The organism is Pelomonas sp. SE-A7, from assembly GCF_030345705.1.
Lineage (GTDB): Bacteria > Pseudomonadota > Gammaproteobacteria > Burkholderiales > Burkholderiaceae_C > JAUASW01.
Genome location: NZ_JAUASW010000001.1, coordinates 2,866,696 through 2,882,620, shown reverse-complemented (window position 1 = coordinate 2,882,620; position 15,925 = coordinate 2,866,696). Strand labels below are relative to the sequence as shown.

Below are 15,925 nucleotides of genomic sequence, written 5' to 3'. Positions count from 1 at the left end.
TCTTCTTTCCAGTCAATGCTCGCAAGTCCCCGGCCGTCATGCGGCAGCGCCGGCGGGTGGCTTGTCATGACGCGAAGGCCCCCCTTGGTGGGAATGCCAACAGAGGCGTCGTTGCAACAGTGGCCCCGGCCGGATCCTGCTGACTGTGAGGTCAGTGGATCCATGCGGTCGGATCGGGCGGAACTGAGGCGCCGACCAGTCCTTTGGGGGGATGGCGCAGCCCCTGTTGTCGTCCGGCGACCCTGTTCAAGCATGAGTACGGTCATGGGTGGCTTTCGGCAGGGCTGTTGCTGCACCATCGCGCCGCCGCAATCACGGTGACAGCAGAGGGAGCCCGTCGGCAGGACGAGCCATCGCACGAGCGAAGGTCGCACCTGACCCGCAGGGCCAATCTCAATAGCAGAGCGCGCTCGACTAGAGCCGGGCGCGCCGCACACAACCATTGGTTCATTGGAGGAGATTTGTTTATGAGTTACATCAAGCGTCAGACGAGGAAGCGCCTGGCTCGGTCGCTGGTCGCGGCCGCGGTCGGCACCTGCCTGGCCGGCATCGTCATGGCCCAGAGCACGACCGGTAGCGTGCATGGCAGCTTGCCGGCTGGCACCGTGGTCGTGCTCACCAGCAATACCGGTGTCACCCGGACCGTGACCGCAGGCGCCGATGGCCGCTTCTCGGTCGCCAACCTGCAGGCCGGCAGCTACAAGATCGAAGCCAAGGGAATCGGCACGCGCGAAGTGACCGTCACCATCGGCGGCGGTACCGACGTCTCCTTTGCAAACACGCTGGAGACCGTGACGGTGTCCGGCACCCGCATCTCCAAGATCGACGTCAGTCAGACGGACACGCGCACCGTCTTCACGGCCGACGCACTGACCAAGATCGCGGTCGGCCAGTCGGTCAACCAGGTGGCCTTGCTGGCGCCTGGCGTGATCAACAGCAACAGCTACAACCTGGCCACCGGTGGCAACGACACGCCACTGGGTCGCGCAGCCATGGCCAACATCGGCAGCTTCGGGGGCTCGGCGGCCTCGGAGAATGCGTACTACATCAATGGCTTCTCGGTCACGAACCCGCTGACCAACATGGGCGCCACCACCCTGCCTTTCGCCGCCATCGGCCAGATGCAGGTGCTGACCGGCGGCTATGGCGCGGAGTTCGGCCGTTCGACCGGCGGCGTGGTCAATGTGCTGACCAAGGCCGGCACCAACGAGTGGAAGGGCGGCGTCTACGCCGTCTGGGCGCCTGCAGCGCTGCGCAGCGCTCCCAAGGATCTGTACTACGCCAACACCGGCAAGTGGAGCGAAGCCAATCACTACAACACCACGGCCGGCAACAACAAGGACAACTGGACCGACGGTACGCTGTACTCGCTGCGCTCGCTCAACAAGCTGGAAGAGACCAAGGTCGGCGGCTATGTCAGCGGCCCCATCATCAAGGACAAGCTGTTCATCTTTGCCAACGCCGAGCAGACCACGCGGGAATCGGAAGGTGTCCGCATCCGTCGCATCGACACGCTGACCGCAACGAATGCGGCACAGGCCTGGGGTGAAACCAGAACCCAGTACCCGCGCGCGGCGGTGAAGGTGGACTGGAACATCACCGACAACCACCTGCTGGAAGTGACCGGCGTCAAGGATGGCGCCAACGAGCAGTTCGCCTACTACGGCTTCGACTACAACACGCTGACGCGCAACAAGACCAAGTTCAATGGCCTGAATGGGGACCATGTGCTGGACGACAAGGCGGAGCTGTGGGTCGCGAAGTACACCGGCAATCTGACCGACAACTTCTCGGTGGCCGCCACCTTCGGCCAGCAGAAGATCCGCCACAACCCGGATCCGCTGCCCGGCTACGACGCCACCAAGACCTATGTGAGCATCAGCCCCACGACGGTGCCGGCACAGTACAAGGCCATCACCAACCCTCAGCCCTATGGCTCGGTCACGGACCCGGGGCAGGACAAGACCACCGGCTACCGCCTGGACCTGACCTACCACCTGGGCAAGCATGAATTGCGCTTCGGCGTCGACCATTTCAAGGCCGACTCGACGGTGGGCGACAAGAACTCCGGACCCGGCGCCTATACCTGGACCTATGCGCTTTCGAATGACCCGACCGCGGCCGTTTCCGCCGGCTACGGCATCGGCTCGCCGGCCAGTGGCGGCGGACTGGGTGCGCAGGGCTATTACGTGACCCAGAACCTGCATGCCAGTGGCGGCACGGTCAGTACCGAACAGCACGCCATCTATGTCGAGGACCGCTGGCAGGCCACCAAGAATCTGCTGCTGTCGCTGGGCATCCGCAACGACAGCTTCACCAACTACAACGGCGACCATCAGCCCTACGCCAAGCAGAAGAACAACCGCGGCCCGCGCATGGGCGCCGTCTGGGATGTGAACGGCGACGCTTCGCTGAAGACCTTTGCCAACTTCGGCCGCTACTTCCTGGCCCTGCCCAACAACGTCGCCATCCGTGGCGCCAACGCTTCGCTGGGCGCCACGAAGTACTACACCTACACCGGCATTGGCGCCGATGGCGCGCCGACAGGCTTGAACCAGCTGAAGCCGGCTGCCGGTTCCGCCGGCTTGTGCCCCGACGGCACGCCGGGCGCCGGCGCCACCTCCGAGAACTCGGAATGCGGCAAGGCACCGGATCCGAGCACCGTGGCGATCGAGGGTCTGAAGGCGCACTACCAGGATGAGCTGATCCTGGGCTTCGAACAGGCGCTGAACAAGCAATGGTCCTGGGGATCGAAGTTCACCTACCGTGATCTGAAGAACTCCATCGACGACGTCTGCGTCGGCTCGGTCTGCCGCATCTTCAACCCGGGCCAGGCGGCCACCTTCCTGATCCCGCAGGCCGACGGCACGATCAAGCGGACCAGCTACACCGCCGAGGAAATGCGCTTCCCCAAGCTCAAGCGCAAGCTGGTGGCTCTGGACCTCTTCGCCGAGTATCAGGACGGCCGCACCTTCGGCAAGCTTGAGTACACGCTGTCGCGCAACTATGGCAACGCCGAAGGTCAGCTGGATTCCAGTGGGGACACCGGCAACGGCGGTCAGCCCGATGTCTCCGTGACTGCCCAGTGGGACATTCCGGAAATCATGGAAGGGTCCGATGGCCTGCTGCCCAATAACCGCACGCATCAGATCAAGGCCTTCGGCAGCTACAAGCTGAATTCGGAATGGAGGGTGGGTGGTTCGACCATCATCCAGAGCGGCCGTCCCAACTACTGCCGGAGCCTGTATCCGTACGCCAAGAAGGGCATCTACAACGGCGCGTATTACAACTTCTGTGGTGTGGCGGGTGCTCAGACGGCCACCGACAAGCCTGGCACGGCGCCGAACGCGGACTACCGGTCGACGCCGCACGGCACGCTGGGCAACACGCCGTGGACCAAGACCTTCAACCTCAACGTGACCTACACGCCTGAGTTCCTGAAGGGCTTCAGCCTGCAGGCCGACATCCAGAACCTGTTCAATACGCAGACGGCTACGGCCTACAGCGCGGTGTCGGCTTCGTCGCGGACCGCGGCCTCGTCGACCTACAACCGCGTGATTTACTACACCGATCCGCGCACCGTCCGCTTCACCGGCCGCTACGACTTCTAAGGAGGTTGGCAAATCCCCCCGGTGGCCTGGCTCGCCGGGGTGGTTTGCCCAGGACGGGCTGATTTCCGGCCTGCCGAGCGATAGGTACAACACCCCAGGGGCCCCGCGAGGGCCCCTTCTTCATGGGGCTGCGAGAATCCGCGCCACGACATGGAGACCCGATGGTGGAGAGTTCCTCTTCTGCGATGCGATGCGAGGTACTGGTGGTCGGCGCCGGTCCGGCCGGCAGCGCCAGCGCGCGCGTGCTGGCCCAGGCGGGCCTGGATGTGCTGCTGATCGACCAGGCCCAGCCCGGCCGCGACAAGATTTGCGGGGACGGCCTGATTCCCGACGCCCATGCGGCGCTGCGGCGCCTGGGCCTGCTGGACCAGGTGATGGCCCGCGCCCATCCGGCCGAGCATGTGGGCTGCATCGGCCCGCGCGGCGGCCGCATCGACGTGCCGGGTAGCCTGGCCGTGCTGCCGCGCCGCGAACTGGATGCGATGCTGCTGGAAGGCGCTCGCGAAGCCGGTGCCCGCGTGCTGATGCCGGCGCGCTTCGAGTCGCCGATCGAAGACGAGGGCGGCCGCGTGGCCGGCGCCCGCGTCAAGCTGGACGGTGCCGAGGTCGAGGTGCAGGCCCAATGGGTGGTGCTGGCCACCGGCGCCGTGCCCAAGGCTCTGACGGCCGCCGGCCTGTGCGAGCGCCACACGCCCAGTGGCGTGGCCCTGCGCGGCTATGTGCGCGCGCCGTCCATGGTCGGCAAGATCAAGGCCCTGGAGGTCGTCTGGTGCAACGCGGTGCGGCCCGGCTACGGCTGGATCTTTCCGGCGCCGGACGGCTGCTTCAACATCGGCGTCGGCGTGACCGACAGCCATTCGGCCGTCGGCGGCAAGGGTTCCAAGAAGGAGCTCAACCTGCGCGCCATCTTCGACGCCTTCTGCCAGCACTACGAGCCGGCCGCCCAGCTGATGCGCGAGGGCGAGCTGGTAGGCGAGCTCAAGGGCGCGCCGCTGCGCTGCACGCTGGAGGGCGCGCGCTGGAGCCGCCCGGGTCTGCTGGTCACAGGCGAGGCCGCGGGAAGCACCTACTCGTTCACCGGCGAAGGCATTGGCAAGGCGATGGAGACCGGCATGCTGGCCGCCGATGCCATCCTGCGCGGCCGCAACCAGGGCCTGGACGACGCGGCCGTGCGCGCCGACTACGAAGCTGAGCTGACGGCTCTCAAGCCGCGCTTCGACCTCTACCAGAAGGCCAACCGCGTCAATGCCATGCCCTGGCTGGCCGACCTCCTGATCTGGCGCGCCAAGCGCAGCCCGCGCCTGCTCAAGCGCATGAGTGGCGTGCTCAACGAGACCAGCAATCCGGGCAACCTGGTGACGTTCAAAGGCTTGTCGCGCCTGTTCCTGGAGTGAGCCTCATGAACCCCCACGCTCGCTTCGTTTCCTGCCCCCCAAGGGGGTGCTCAGCGCCTTTCGGGCGGCCGCGCGGGCGCTGACCATGTGCCAGCTGCTCGGCATGAATGCCAACACGCCGACCGACGTGATGTTCAGCTTCGCCGGCCTGGCCAACCGGGCTGACGAGCACAAGGACGGCTTCGGCATCGCCTTCTTCGAGGGCCGCGGCCTGCGGCATTTCGTCGACCACCACAGCGCCCGCCACTCGCCGCTGGCCGAGCTGGTCAAGCATTACCCGATCAAGAGCGACAACGTCATCGCCCACATCCGCAAGGCCACGCAGGGCCAGGTGGCGCTGGAGAACACCCATCCGTTCGCCCGCGAACTGTGGGGCCGCTACTGGGTGTTCGCCCACAACGGCAACCTGAAGGACTTCCAGCCGCGGCTGCACGGCGCCTTCCGGCCGGTCGGCGACACCGACAGCGAGCGCGCCTTCTGCTGGCTGATGCAGGAGCTGGCCAAGGCCCACCATTCCGTGCCGAGCATCGAGGAGCTCAGCCTCACGCTGGCCGAGCTGATGCCCCAGCTCAACGCCTACGGCACTTTCAACATGCTGCTGTCCAACGGCCAGGCCCTGTGGGCCCATGGCTCGACCCGCCTGCATTACCTGGTGCGCCAGCATCCGTTCGGCCGGGTGCAGTTGCAGGATGAAGACCTGCATGTGGATTTCGCCAGCGCCACCACGCCGCGCGACCAGGTGGCGGTCATCGCCACCGAACCGCTGACCCGCGACGAAGCCTGGGTGGCCTTCCAGCCGGGCCAGCTCAAGGTCTTTGTCGACGGGATGCCCCGCGAGTGAGGCATCCGGCCATTCATCCGGCCATCCCGCCATTCGCCGCCCGGCCGGCCCGGCGGCCCGGCGGCCGCGCCTAGACTGCGCCCCCATGAGTACCCCGACCGCTCCTCTCAACCGCTTCCAGCGCTGGTATTTCGGCTGGGCCGAGAAGCACTACCAGCGCATGCCGGCCGACATCCAGGCCCAGGCGCGCGAGCTGGACCGCCTGCTCTACAGCCGGCGCGGCCTGGGCATCTGGTTGGGCTTGCTGGGCGGCTTGATGGGTTCGACCTTCGGGCTGCACGGCGGCGGCATGGGCTGGGGCGCCGCGTTCGGCATTTCGCTGCTGGGCATGTTCTGCCTGGTGATCGGCCTGGCCGGTGCCTGGCTGCATCCCGAGAAATTCATAGGCCGCTGGCGCTTCAGCCGCATCTTCCTTTGGTCCCTGTTCGGCGTGGCCTTCGGCGCCGCTATGGGGTGGCTGGTCGGACCGTTCTTCCGCTACGGCATGGATGGGCTCGATCATTTCCCGCGGGCCTTTAGCAGCCTGTTCAAGATCGGCCTGCCGGTGGCCCTGGGCGTGACCATCGCCTACGGCCTGCTGCTGTCCATGACCGCCGCCGTGCGGCGCAACATGCTCCAGCAGGAACTGGAGGCCAGCCGCGAGGCCGAGGCCCAGGCCCAGGCCCAGCGCGAGGCCAGCGAAGCCCGGCTGCGCCTGCTGCAGGCCCAGATCCAGCCGCATTTCATCTTCAACAGCCTGTCGGCGGTCCAGCACTGGGTGGACAGCGCCGACCCGCGCGCCAGCGGCCTGCTGCGCTCGCTCACCGCCTTTCTGCGTGGCAGCGCCGAGCTGATGCTGCGGCCCCAGGTCAGTCTCGACGAGGAGCTGACCCAGGTGCGCCATTACCTGCAGGTGATGCAGGCCCGCTGGGGCGAGCGGCTGCAATACAGCCTTGACTACGAAAGCGAGCTGGCCGGCCGCGCCCAGCTGCCGCCCGGCATCGTCCTGAGCCTGGTCGAGAACGCGCTGGAGCATGGCCTGGCGCCTACGCTGGGTGGGGGTCAGCTGCGCATCGCCCTGCGGCCCCATGAGGACGGGGGCTGGCAACTGGAGGTCTGCGACGACGGTGTGGGCATGGCCGATTTCGCCGCCGAGGGCCTGGGCCTGGCCAATTGCCGCGCCCGCCTGGGCCATGCCTTCGGGCCGCGAGCCAGTCTGGTGCTGGACGCCGACCCCGATGGCCGGGGCACCCGTGCCTGCATCACGCTGCAGGGAGATGTCCATGGGCTTTGAGTTCTCGCAACCGGCCTGGTTCAAGCGCCTGTGCATTCCGCAGAACATGCAGGTCTTCTCGGCCGAGGAGCTGGCACGCGCCGGCGACCAGGCCTGGCCCCGGCTGATCGACGGCTATGTGCTGTTCCAGTACGTGGCCATTGCCGCCGCCTGCTTCGTGCTGATTCCCCGCGGCATTGCGCCGCTGCTGATACTGGGCGGGCTGCTGCTGCTGCTCGGCATCCTGGTGCTGAGCCGGCGGTTGTGGCGCGATCCGGCGCCCAAGCGCGTCACCCGCTCGATCCGCACCGCCGGCCTGATCTACGGCGCTGGCGTGCTGGCGTCCACCGCCTGGCTGGACAAGGCCGAGGCCATGGCCGTGATCGTGGTGCTGGCCTGGCTGCTGTTCTTCTGCACCTCGGCCTGGTGGGGCATGCTGGTGTTCCGCCAGCACCAGATCAAGGCCAGGCTGCGCGAGCTGGACGAGCGCGACCAGCAGGCCGCGCTGCAGGCCCAGCTGCTGCAGGCCCAGATCCAGCCGCATTTCCTTTTCAACTCGTTGGCCTCGCTGGGCCATTGGGTGCGCAGCCAGGACCCGCGCGCGGCCCCCATGCTGGAAGCGCTGACCGCCTATCTGCGCGCCACGCTGCCACTGTTCAACCGCGAGCAGCTCAGCGTGGGTGAGGAGCTGGCGGCGGTGCGTGAGTACCTGACCGTGATGCAGGCCCGGCTCGGCGAGCGGCTCAAGGTCGAGATCGACGTGGATCCGGCCCTGCTGGACCAACCGCTGCCGCCGGCCATCCTGCTGACCCTGGTGGAGAACGCCATCGAGCATGGGGTCGTGCCCAAGCTGGGCGAGGCCACCTTGCGCATCGAGGGCCGCCAGCTCAAGAGCAGCGTGCTGATCAGCGTGGCCGACGATGGCCCCGGTCTGCCCGAACACCCGGCGCCGCAGGCCCCGGGTCGCGGCGTGGGCCTGAACAACTCGCGGCTGCGCCTGGCCCAGCGCTTTGGCGAGCGGGCGCGGCTGAGCCTGGAGAACGGGCCGCTGGGCGGCTGCCTGGCCCAATTGCGTGTGGAGGCGGCCTGATGCTGGGCGCGATGAAAAGCTTCTTCGCCAGCGTCGACTGGCGGACCGCCCTGATGCTGGGGCCCAGGCACGAGTTCACGCCGGCTCAATGGAAGCAGATGGCACCGCTGCTCGCCATCTCGCCCACCATCAAGGTGTCGGCCCTGCTGAACGCGCTGTTCCTGTCGTTCATCCTGGTGCAGAGCCTGCCGCCAGGCGTGGCCGTGCCGGCGTTTCTGATCTTCCTGAGCGTGGCCCTGCTGATGCTGTCGATGGCCGCCATGGTGTGGCGGCGCCCGACCATGAAGCGGCTCTACATCGCCTACGGTGCGACCACCGTGCCGGTGGGCTTTGTCGGCGGCTTTGCGATGGCGATCCTGGAGAGCAAGGGGATGGGGGCGGTTGCGCACGAGGTCTTGATGCGGGGCCTTGGCCTGGGGTTGCTGTTCGCCTTCGGCATCTGGGTCGTGGCCATGTGGCGCAACGAATTCCTGGCCGACTGGCTGCACGACGAGGAGCTGCGCGCCCACGCCGCCGAGGCCTCGCGCAAGCTGTCCAGCGCCCAGATCCAGCCGCATTTCCTGTTCAATTCTCTGGCCTCGCTGCAGCACTGGGTTGCCAGCAAGGACGATAGAGCTGCACCACTTCTGGCATCGCTAACGCATTATCTGCGCGCCACACTGCCGCTGTTCGATCGGCCCCTGCTGGCGGTGGGCGAAGAGGCCGAAGCAGCCCGTCGCTACCTGGAGGTGATGCAGGCGCGGCTGGGCGAACGGCTGCGCTATGCCCTGGACATCGATCCGGCGGCAGCTGCCGTCCAGCTTCCACCGGGCGTGCTTCTGACCCTGGTCGAGAATGCCGTCGAGCATGGCGTGCAGCCCAGCTTGTCCGGTGGCGAGGTGCGGGTGCAGGCGCGTCTGCTGCCCGACGGTGCCCTGCTGCTGGAAGTGCTGGACGACGGACCTGGCCTGGCACCGCTGGCCACCGTGACCGAAGGCAGCCTGGGCCTGCACAACAGCCGGCTGCGTCTGCAGCAGGCCTTCGGCGGCCGCGCCGCCCTGAAGCTGGGCAATCGTGCCGAGGGCGGCTGCTGCGCCGTGGTGCAGCTCGGTGCCCATGGGGGAGATCCAATCAAGTGAACAAGCAGAGGAGAGTGAGAGCATGAGCAAGACGACCGTGACCGCCCTGATTGCCGACGACGAGGAGGGCCCGCGCGAGCAGCTGCGCGCCGCGCTCAAGCGCCTGTGGCCCGAACTGGAGATCGTGGCCGCCAGCATCCACGGCGTCGATGCCTGGGACGACTTCCTGCAGCATGAGCCGGACGTCTGCTTCCTCGACATCCGCATGCCCGGCCTGACCGGCATCGAGGTGGCGCGACGCATGGCAGCCACGGCCACGCCGCCGCAGGTGGTCTTCGTCACCGCCTTTGGCGACCATGCGCTGTCGGCCTTCGACGCCGGCGCGGTGGACTATGTGATGAAGCCGGTCGACGACGCCCGCCTGGCCCAGGCCATCGAGCGGGTGCAGGGCCGGCTGCAACGCCCCGAGCCGGCGGCCGCCGGTGCGGACCTGCAGGCCCTGCTCAAGCAGCTGCTGCCGGCCGCCGCGCCCCGGCCCAAGATGATCCAGGCCTCGCTGGGCCGCGAGGTCAAGATGATCGCGCCCGAGGACGTGATCTATTTCGAGAGCGACAACCGCTACACCCGCGTGGTCTACGAAGGCGGCGAGGCGCTGATACGCACGGCGCTGAAGGAGCTGCTGACCCAGCTGGACGCCGAGCAGTTCTGGCAGGTGCACCGCTCGGTGCTGGTCAACAGCCGCTGCGTCGCCAGCGCGATCCGTATCGACGAGAACTCCATGGTGCTGACGCTCAAGGGCCGGCAGGAGAAACTGCCGGTGTCCAGGCAGTTTCAGGGCCTCTTCAAGGGACAGTGAGCCGAAGGCTCACTGTCCTTTTCTGATGAGCTTGCCATCCTCGCTGCGGTCGTCGTTCTTGAACACGCCTTCCCAGCGGTCGCCGCTGGCCCAGATGAAGGCGCCGGGGCCTTCCTTGAGTCCGGCCTGCCAGCGGCCCACGTACTTGTCGCCATGCTTCCAGAGGTAGGTGCCCTGGCCATGCGGCTGGCCCTGCTGGAGCTCGCCCTCGTAGACGTCGCCTGAGGCGAACTGCAGCTTGCCGCTGCCGTGCGGCACGCCGTTCTGTACCTGGCCTTCGTAGTCGTTGCCATTGGCGAAGCGCAGCTTGCCGCGGCCGTTGGGCTTGTCGTTGACCCACTGACCCTCGTAGCGCTGGCCGCTCTTCCAGACGTAGGTGCCCAGGCCCTCGGGCAGGCCCTGGTGCATCGTGCCCTTGTAGCTGTCGCCCGAGGCGTACTGCATCTCGCCGTCGCCCTGGGGCTGGCCATCGACGATGCTGCCCTTGAAGAAGTTGCCGTTGGCAAAGCGCATCTCGCCCTGGCCGCTGGCCTTGTCATTGACCCACTGGCCCTTGTACTGCTGGCCGCTGGCCCAGCGGAATTCGCCCTGGCCGTGGCGCTCGCCGCGCAGCAGGTCGCCTTCGTAGCTGTCGCCGTTGTCCCAGGCGATGCGGCCGCGGCCGGTCAGCAGGTTGCCACCGCCCTCGCGCACGAACAGGCCCTTGAAATGTGCGCTACCGGATTTGAGGTCGACCTCCTGAGCCACCGGCGGCGGCGCCGGCTTGTCGGGCACCGGAGCGGGCACGGCGGCGACCAGGGTGCTGGCCGTGTTGGCGGTACTCGCGGCCGTGGTCGCAGCGGTCGTGGCGGCCTGCAGCATGGGCGCTGGCGCGCCGGGCTTGGTGTCATTGGCGGCTGCGGGCTTGCTGGTGGGAGCGGCTGCTGCCGTGGTGGTCGGCGCCGGCTTGGTGGGTGAGGGGGCTGCGGCAGTCGGCGCCGGCCGGACCGGCGCCGGGCGCGGCGCGGCTGCCACGGCCGGTGCCACATCGGCCGGCGGCTGGGTCGGCACCCAGGGCGTGCCCCGTTCGCGGGCCAGGGTCTGGGCGGTGTTGCGGGCCGTGGTCGCGGCCTCGTTGCGGCATTGGTTGGCCGCTTCGCGCCACAGGGTCTCGGAGATCTGCGACTGGCGCTGGCGCTCGTCGGGCGCCAGGCCGGCCTGGGCGCTGCGGAACTTCAGCCAGAAGCCGCGGGCCCGGTCGAACATGGGCGCGCAGAACTCGGCGTTGTGGGCATCGACCTCGGCCTCTTCGCGGCGCTTGTTGGCCACCGTTTGCTGCACGCCGGTGCAGACCTCGGTGGCCAGGTCCCAGCCGTTCTCGGCCTTGCGGAACAGCAGTGCTGCCTGGTCCCAGCGGCTCTCGGACAGCGCCTGCGCCGCCAGCTCGCCCAGGGCCGTGGCATCGCGGTGGGCGGTCTCGCACTGGCTGCCGGCGGCCAGGCGCTCGGCCTGCTGCTCGCGCTGGCCCTGGGTGTCGGCCAGGTTGCGCAGCGCGCGTTCGCGGGCCCGGCCTTCGCAGGTCTCGGCGGCCTTGGTCCACAGCGCCAGCGCCTCGTCGTAGAGCTTGACCTGCTCGTCCAGCGGCTTGTTCTGGGCCAGGGCGGTGGCGGCGCGCAGGTCGGCGGTATTGGCCCGCGCCGTCAGCTGGGCGCAACTGGGCGGCGGCGGGCCGGCCGGCACGCTGGCTGCGGCCGAGGGGGCCGAGGCAGGCGCGGAAGCCGGATCTACAGCGGCCGATGCCGCGGAAGCCGGTGCTTGCGCCGGTGTGGCCTCGGATTGCGCACGGGCCGGCAGCGTCGCGGCGGCGGCAAGAAGCAGCAGGGCCGACAAGCCCAGCGCCAGGGCGGAAGCCGAAAACCTCATTCGCTTACTTTCCCTTCTTGGTCGCCAGGGGCATGGACAGCGTGGCGTCGATCAGGCCGTTGGCATAGGGGTTGGCGCCCGGATCGTTGTCCAGCGTGTAGCTGAAGCGCTTGCGGGCCGAGGCCACGGGCATGGCGCCTACGTCGGCCACCAGTTCGGCCGGCTTGATGCCCTTGAGGATGGCGACGACCTCGGTCTCGAAGCCCTTGGCCGCGGCCACCTTGTTCAGGGCGCTCAGCCGCTCGGCGTCCAGGATCATCGAATTGCCGGTCAGGTCGCGCTCCAGCAGCTTCTGGTGCAGGCTGAAGGCGGACAGTGGATTGCCGTTGAGCTGGGCCACCCGGGTGAAGGCCCATTCGTCGGCCTTCTCGAATACTGTCGAAGCCACGTAGGAGATGCCCGACAGCGCACCACGGTTGGCGGCGGCCTTCTGCAGGGCGCCCAGCACCTGGCCCTTGGTCATCTGCTCCAGCTGGTCGCTGAACGATTCGCGGATCTTCTGAAGGGCCAGGGCCTTGCCCTGGTCGATCAGCTGCTGCTTGAGCACTTCGCCCACTGCCGAGGCGGCCGCGTTCTTGGCGGCGCTGATCGCTGCATCTGCGGCCAGGGCAGCGCCCTTGAGGCCGGTGGCGATGGTGAAGATGCTGTACAGCGTGGAGGCAATCTTGGTGCTGTAGTGCACCGTCTTCATCCGTGCGCCGCCTTCTTCGGAGACGCCCTGGCTCCACAACACCAGCCACAGCGCCTCGTCCTCGTTCATGTTGGCCAACGGTACTTCCAAGGGATGCATGCTCAGCAGCCAGTGGTAGTCCTGCATCCGCGGCGTGTTGGGCGGCGCGAAGCGGGTGTAGCCACGGCAGACCTCGAACGGCTGGATTACCACGCCACGTCCGGCGGCGGTCTGCACCGCAAAGGCACGGCCACGGTCGCGCGCCTCGGTCAGCGCCAGCAGCTGTTGCTCGGCCTCGGTACTGCTGCTGCCGGCCACCGAGATCAGCTTTTCGCCAGGGCTCAACGGCGAGCCCGGCGCGGTGGCGATCACCGTGAGTCGCTCATCCACACCCAGCGCGCGCACCCAGGCGACGCGGTCGTTCTCGTCCCAACCCTGGCTGGACACCACGGCGAAGGGCAGCTCCCACTGCTTGTCGCAGTCCTTGTCCTTGAGTGCCGAGCTGCGCTGGATGGCCGGGCGTATGGCGCGCTCGCCGGAGCCATAGGCGCTGATCGAGCCCAGCAGCACCGGGTCGACCTGGCGGCCGTCGTCGACCGTGTACTTGGTGCTGGAGCAGGCCGAGAGCAGGGCCAGCAAGGCCGGCGCAGCCAGCTTGCCGAGGCGAATCCAACAGGCGCGAGCAAGCAGCTTCATGGTGCGTCCGTCCTTGGGGGCTGAAGGCTAGTCTAGGGCGCGCGGCGAGGCTGTCCATCGTCGGGGTGACAGTAGTTTCACCGTCCGGGGAAGTCCCCGGGCTTGCCCTGTGGGCCCCTGCCTACACTGCCCGCCATGCGAACGCTCAGAACCGACGACGGCCTGCCGCTGCACTGGCGGCAATGGACCAAGCCGGGCCTGGACCGTGCGCGCGGCACGGTGCTGATCGTCCATGGCCTGGGCGAGCATGGCGGCCGCTACCAGCATGTGGCGGCCCGGCTCAACAGCTGGGGCTGGCACGTGGTGGCCGTCGATCTGCGCGGCCACGGTGCCTCCGGCGGCCCGCGCGGTGACATTCCCGATCCCGAGCGCTACTTCAAGGACCTGGCCCAGGTCATCGACGAGCTGCGCAACGACGAACAACTGGCCGGCGGCGCCTTGCTGCTGCTGGGCCACAGCATGGGCGGCCTGATCGCCTCGCGCTTCGTGGCCGGCGGCCTCAGCGCCAGCGCCGGCGGCGTGCTGCCGGCCTGGTTCCGGCCGGTTGACGGCCTGATCCTGTCCTCGCCGGCGCTGGACCCCGGTATGTCCTGGTTCCAGAAGCTGCTGCTGAATGTGGCCCGGCCGCTGGTGCCGCATCTGCCGGCCGGCAATGGCCTGAAGCCGGCCTGGATCTCCCGCAGCCCGGCCGTGGTCAAGGCCTATGTCAGCGACCCGCAGGTCCACAGCCGCATCACGCCCATGCTGGCGCGGATGATCGTGGACGCCGGCGAGGAAGTCCGCGACCACGCCTCCGAATGGCTGGTGCCCACGCTATTGATGTGGGCTGGTGCCGACCGCTGCGTGGCTCCCTCCGGCAGTGCCGCCTTCGCGGCCGCGGCGCCGCGCCTGTTGGTGCAGGGCTATTGCTTCGAGCGGCTGTTCCACGAGCTGTTCAACGAGCCGGAGCAGGAGCAGGTGTTCGCCCGCATGCAGGGCTGGCTCGAGGAGCGTTTTGCCCGTACCACCATGTACTGAATGGGCCGGACTTAAACTCCGGCCTGCGCTTACCAAGCGCCGAAACCCGGAGACCGAGATGAACGCACGCGACCCGCAGCTACCCCTGCAAGCCGACGAAGCCAGCGCCCTGGGCGAATTTGCCGCCCGCGTCTGGGACGAGGAAATCGTCCCCGCCCTGACCCAGTACATCGCCATCCCGGCCAAGAGCCCGATGTTCGACGCCGACTGGGCCAAGAATGGTCATATCGAAAAGGTGCTGCGCGACGCTGCCGGCTGGGTCGAGAGCAAGAAGGTCGCGGGCCTGAAGCTGGAAGTCATCCGTCTCGAAGGCCGCACGCCGGTGATCTTCTTCGAGGTGCCGGCCACCAAGGCGGATTGCGACGACACCATCGTGCTGTACGGCCACCTGGACAAGCAGCCCGAGTTCAATGGCTGGCGCGCCGACCTGGGCCCCTGGACCCCCAAGTACGAGGACGGCAAGCTCTACGGCCGTGGCGGCGCCGACGACGGCTACGCGGTCTACGCCTCGCTGACGGCCATCATGGCCCTGGACAAGCAGGGCATTCCGCGCCCGCGCTGCGTCGGCATCATCGAGACCTGCGAGGAAAGCGGCTCCTACGACCTGCCGGCCTACATCGACGTGCTCAAGGCCCGCCTGGGTAATGTTTCGCTGGTCGTGTGCCTGGATTCGGGCGCTGGCGACTACGAGCAGCTGTGGCTCACCACCTCGCTGCGCGGCATGGTTTCGGGCGTGCTCAAGGTCGAGGTGCTGACCGAGGGCATCCACTCGGGCGATGCCTCGGGCCTGGTGCCGTCGAGCTTCCGCATCCTGCGCCAGGTGCTGGACCGCCTGGAAGACAGCAAGACCGGCCGCCTGCTGCCGGAGAGCTTCCATTGCGAGATCCCGGGCAACCGGATCGCCCAGGCCCAGGCCACGGCCGCCATCCTGAAGGAAGAGGTCTACAAGCGCATGCCCTGGGCCTGCGGCGCCGACGGCGGCCCGGTCCTGCCCATGACCACGGACCCGGTCGAAGCCCTGCTGAACCGCACCTGGCGGCCGACGCTGTCGGTCACCGGCGTGGAAGGCTTCCCCGAGCTGAAGAACGCCGGCAATGTGCTGCGGCCCTTCACGGCCTTCAAGCTGTCGCTGCGCCTGCCGCCGGTCATAGACGGCAACGCCGCCGCGCTGGAGCTGAAGAAGCTGCTGGAAGACAACGCGCCCTACAACGCCAAGGTCACTTTCGTGCCGGACGGCCGCGCCGGTGCCTTCGGTGCCACCGGCTGGAACACGCCCGAGCTCTCGTCCTGGCTGGAGACCGCGCTGGAAGACGCCAGCCAGCAGCATTTCGGCCGGCCGGTGGGTTTCATTGGCCAGGGCGGCACCATCCCTTTGATGAGCATGCTGCAGAAGGGTTTCCCGTCGGCGCAGATGATGGTCTGCGGCGTGCTGGGTCCCAAGAGCAATGCCCATGGCCCGAACGAGTTCCTGCATGTGCCCTATGGCAAGCGCCTGACCGCGGCCGTCGCGCAGGTCATGGCCGCTCACCCGTAAGCGC

The 15,925-nt window shown here is 68.0% G+C and carries 11 protein-coding genes; 9 read left to right on the top strand and 2 right to left on the bottom strand.

Annotation, left to right across the window (positions count from 1 at the left end; genetic code table 11):
• The first annotated feature begins 467 nt into the window (after positions 1 to 467).
• The 7 genes from QT382_RS13000 to QT382_RS12970 all read left to right on the top strand — a co-directional run bounded on the left by QT382_RS13000 (position 468) and on the right by QT382_RS12970 (position 10,102).
• Positions 468 to 3,611 (top strand): TonB-dependent receptor, encoded by a 3,144-nt coding sequence (locus QT382_RS13000; protein ID WP_289254451.1) that lies wholly within the window; start codon positions 468 to 470, stop codon positions 3,609 to 3,611.
• Positions 3,612 to 3,772: 161 nt separating this feature from the next.
• The gene (locus QT382_RS12995) at positions 3,773 to 5,005 is read left to right on the top strand and encodes an NAD(P)/FAD-dependent oxidoreductase (RefSeq protein WP_289254450.1); all 1,233 of its coding nucleotides are present in this window, start codon (positions 3,773 to 3,775) and stop codon (positions 5,003 to 5,005) included.
• A gap of 85 nt (positions 5,006 to 5,090) precedes the next feature.
• The gene (locus tag QT382_RS12990) at positions 5,091 to 5,846 is read left to right on the top strand and encodes a class II glutamine amidotransferase (protein ID WP_289254449.1); all 756 of its coding nucleotides are present in this window, start codon (positions 5,091 to 5,093) and stop codon (positions 5,844 to 5,846) included.
• A gap of 85 nt (positions 5,847 to 5,931) precedes the next feature.
• Positions 5,932 to 7,119, top strand: a complete 1,188-nt coding sequence (locus tag QT382_RS12985; protein WP_289254448.1) for a sensor histidine kinase — start codon at positions 5,932 to 5,934, stop codon at positions 7,117 to 7,119.
• The gene (locus QT382_RS12980) at positions 7,109 to 8,188 is read left to right on the top strand and encodes a sensor histidine kinase (RefSeq protein WP_289254447.1); all 1,080 of its coding nucleotides are present in this window, start codon (positions 7,109 to 7,111) and stop codon (positions 8,186 to 8,188) included. Before QT382_RS12985 ends, QT382_RS12980 begins: the two co-directional genes overlap by 11 nt.
• Positions 8,189 to 8,199: 11 nt before the next feature.
• Positions 8,200 to 9,306 (top strand): sensor histidine kinase, encoded by a 1,107-nt coding sequence (locus tag QT382_RS12975; protein ID WP_289254446.1) that lies wholly within the window; start codon positions 8,200 to 8,202, stop codon positions 9,304 to 9,306.
• A gap of 22 nt (positions 9,307 to 9,328) precedes the next feature.
• Positions 9,329 to 10,102: a LytR/AlgR family response regulator transcription factor gene (locus QT382_RS12970; protein ID WP_289254445.1), complete on the top strand. Its 774-nt coding sequence runs from the start codon at positions 9,329 to 9,331 to the stop codon at positions 10,100 to 10,102.
• A 9-nt stretch (positions 10,103 to 10,111) separates the two neighbouring features.
• Here QT382_RS12970 and QT382_RS12965 read toward each other — a convergent pair whose 3' ends face one another.
• Both QT382_RS12965 and QT382_RS12960 read right to left on the bottom strand, forming a co-directional pair.
• Complete coding sequence (locus QT382_RS12965; protein ID WP_289254444.1) at positions 10,112 to 12,004, bottom strand: MORN repeat-containing protein; 1,893 nt, start codon at positions 12,002 to 12,004, stop codon at positions 10,112 to 10,114.
• Positions 12,005 to 12,008: 4 nt separating this feature from the next.
• On the bottom strand, positions 12,009 to 13,370 hold the full coding sequence (locus tag QT382_RS12960) for a hypothetical protein (RefSeq protein ID WP_289254443.1): 1,362 nt from the start codon (positions 13,368 to 13,370) through the stop codon (positions 12,009 to 12,011).
• 135 nt (positions 13,371 to 13,505) lie between these two features.
• On the opposite strand from QT382_RS12960, the gene QT382_RS12955 reads away from it, so the two are divergent.
• Positions 13,506 to 14,387: an alpha/beta hydrolase gene (locus QT382_RS12955; protein WP_289254442.1), complete on the top strand. Its 882-nt coding sequence runs from the start codon at positions 13,506 to 13,508 to the stop codon at positions 14,385 to 14,387.
• Between the two features lie 58 nt (positions 14,388 to 14,445).
• Entirely contained in the window at positions 14,446 to 15,921 is a 1,476-nt protein-coding gene (locus QT382_RS12950) for a M20 family metallopeptidase (RefSeq protein ID WP_289254441.1), read from the top strand.
• Positions 15,922 to 15,925 lie beyond the last annotated feature (4 nt).

Coding starts and splice junctions, on each gene's coding strand:
- QT382_RS12985 (WP_289254448.1), top strand. CDS start 5,932: ATGAGTACCCCGACCGCTCCTCTCAACCGCTTCCAGCGCTGGTATTTC.
- QT382_RS12975 (WP_289254446.1), top strand. CDS start 8,200: ATGAAAAGCTTCTTCGCCAGCGTCGACTGGCGGACCGCCCTGATGCTG.
- QT382_RS12960 (WP_289254443.1), bottom strand. CDS start 13,370: ATGAAGCTGCTTGCTCGCGCCTGTTGGATTCGCCTCGGCAAGCTGGCT.
- QT382_RS12970 (WP_289254445.1), top strand. CDS start 9,329: ATGAGCAAGACGACCGTGACCGCCCTGATTGCCGACGACGAGGAGGGC.
- QT382_RS12950 (WP_289254441.1), top strand. CDS start 14,446: ATGAACGCACGCGACCCGCAGCTACCCCTGCAAGCCGACGAAGCCAGC.
- QT382_RS12955 (WP_289254442.1), top strand. CDS start 13,506: ATGCGAACGCTCAGAACCGACGACGGCCTGCCGCTGCACTGGCGGCAA.
- QT382_RS12995 (WP_289254450.1), top strand. CDS start 3,773: ATGGTGGAGAGTTCCTCTTCTGCGATGCGATGCGAGGTACTGGTGGTC.
- QT382_RS12980 (WP_289254447.1), top strand. CDS start 7,109: ATGGGCTTTGAGTTCTCGCAACCGGCCTGGTTCAAGCGCCTGTGCATT.
- QT382_RS13000 (WP_289254451.1), top strand. CDS start 468: ATGAGTTACATCAAGCGTCAGACGAGGAAGCGCCTGGCTCGGTCGCTG.
- QT382_RS12990 (WP_289254449.1), top strand. CDS start 5,091: ATGTGCCAGCTGCTCGGCATGAATGCCAACACGCCGACCGACGTGATG.
- QT382_RS12965 (WP_289254444.1), bottom strand. CDS start 12,004: ATGAGGTTTTCGGCTTCCGCCCTGGCGCTGGGCTTGTCGGCCCTGCTG.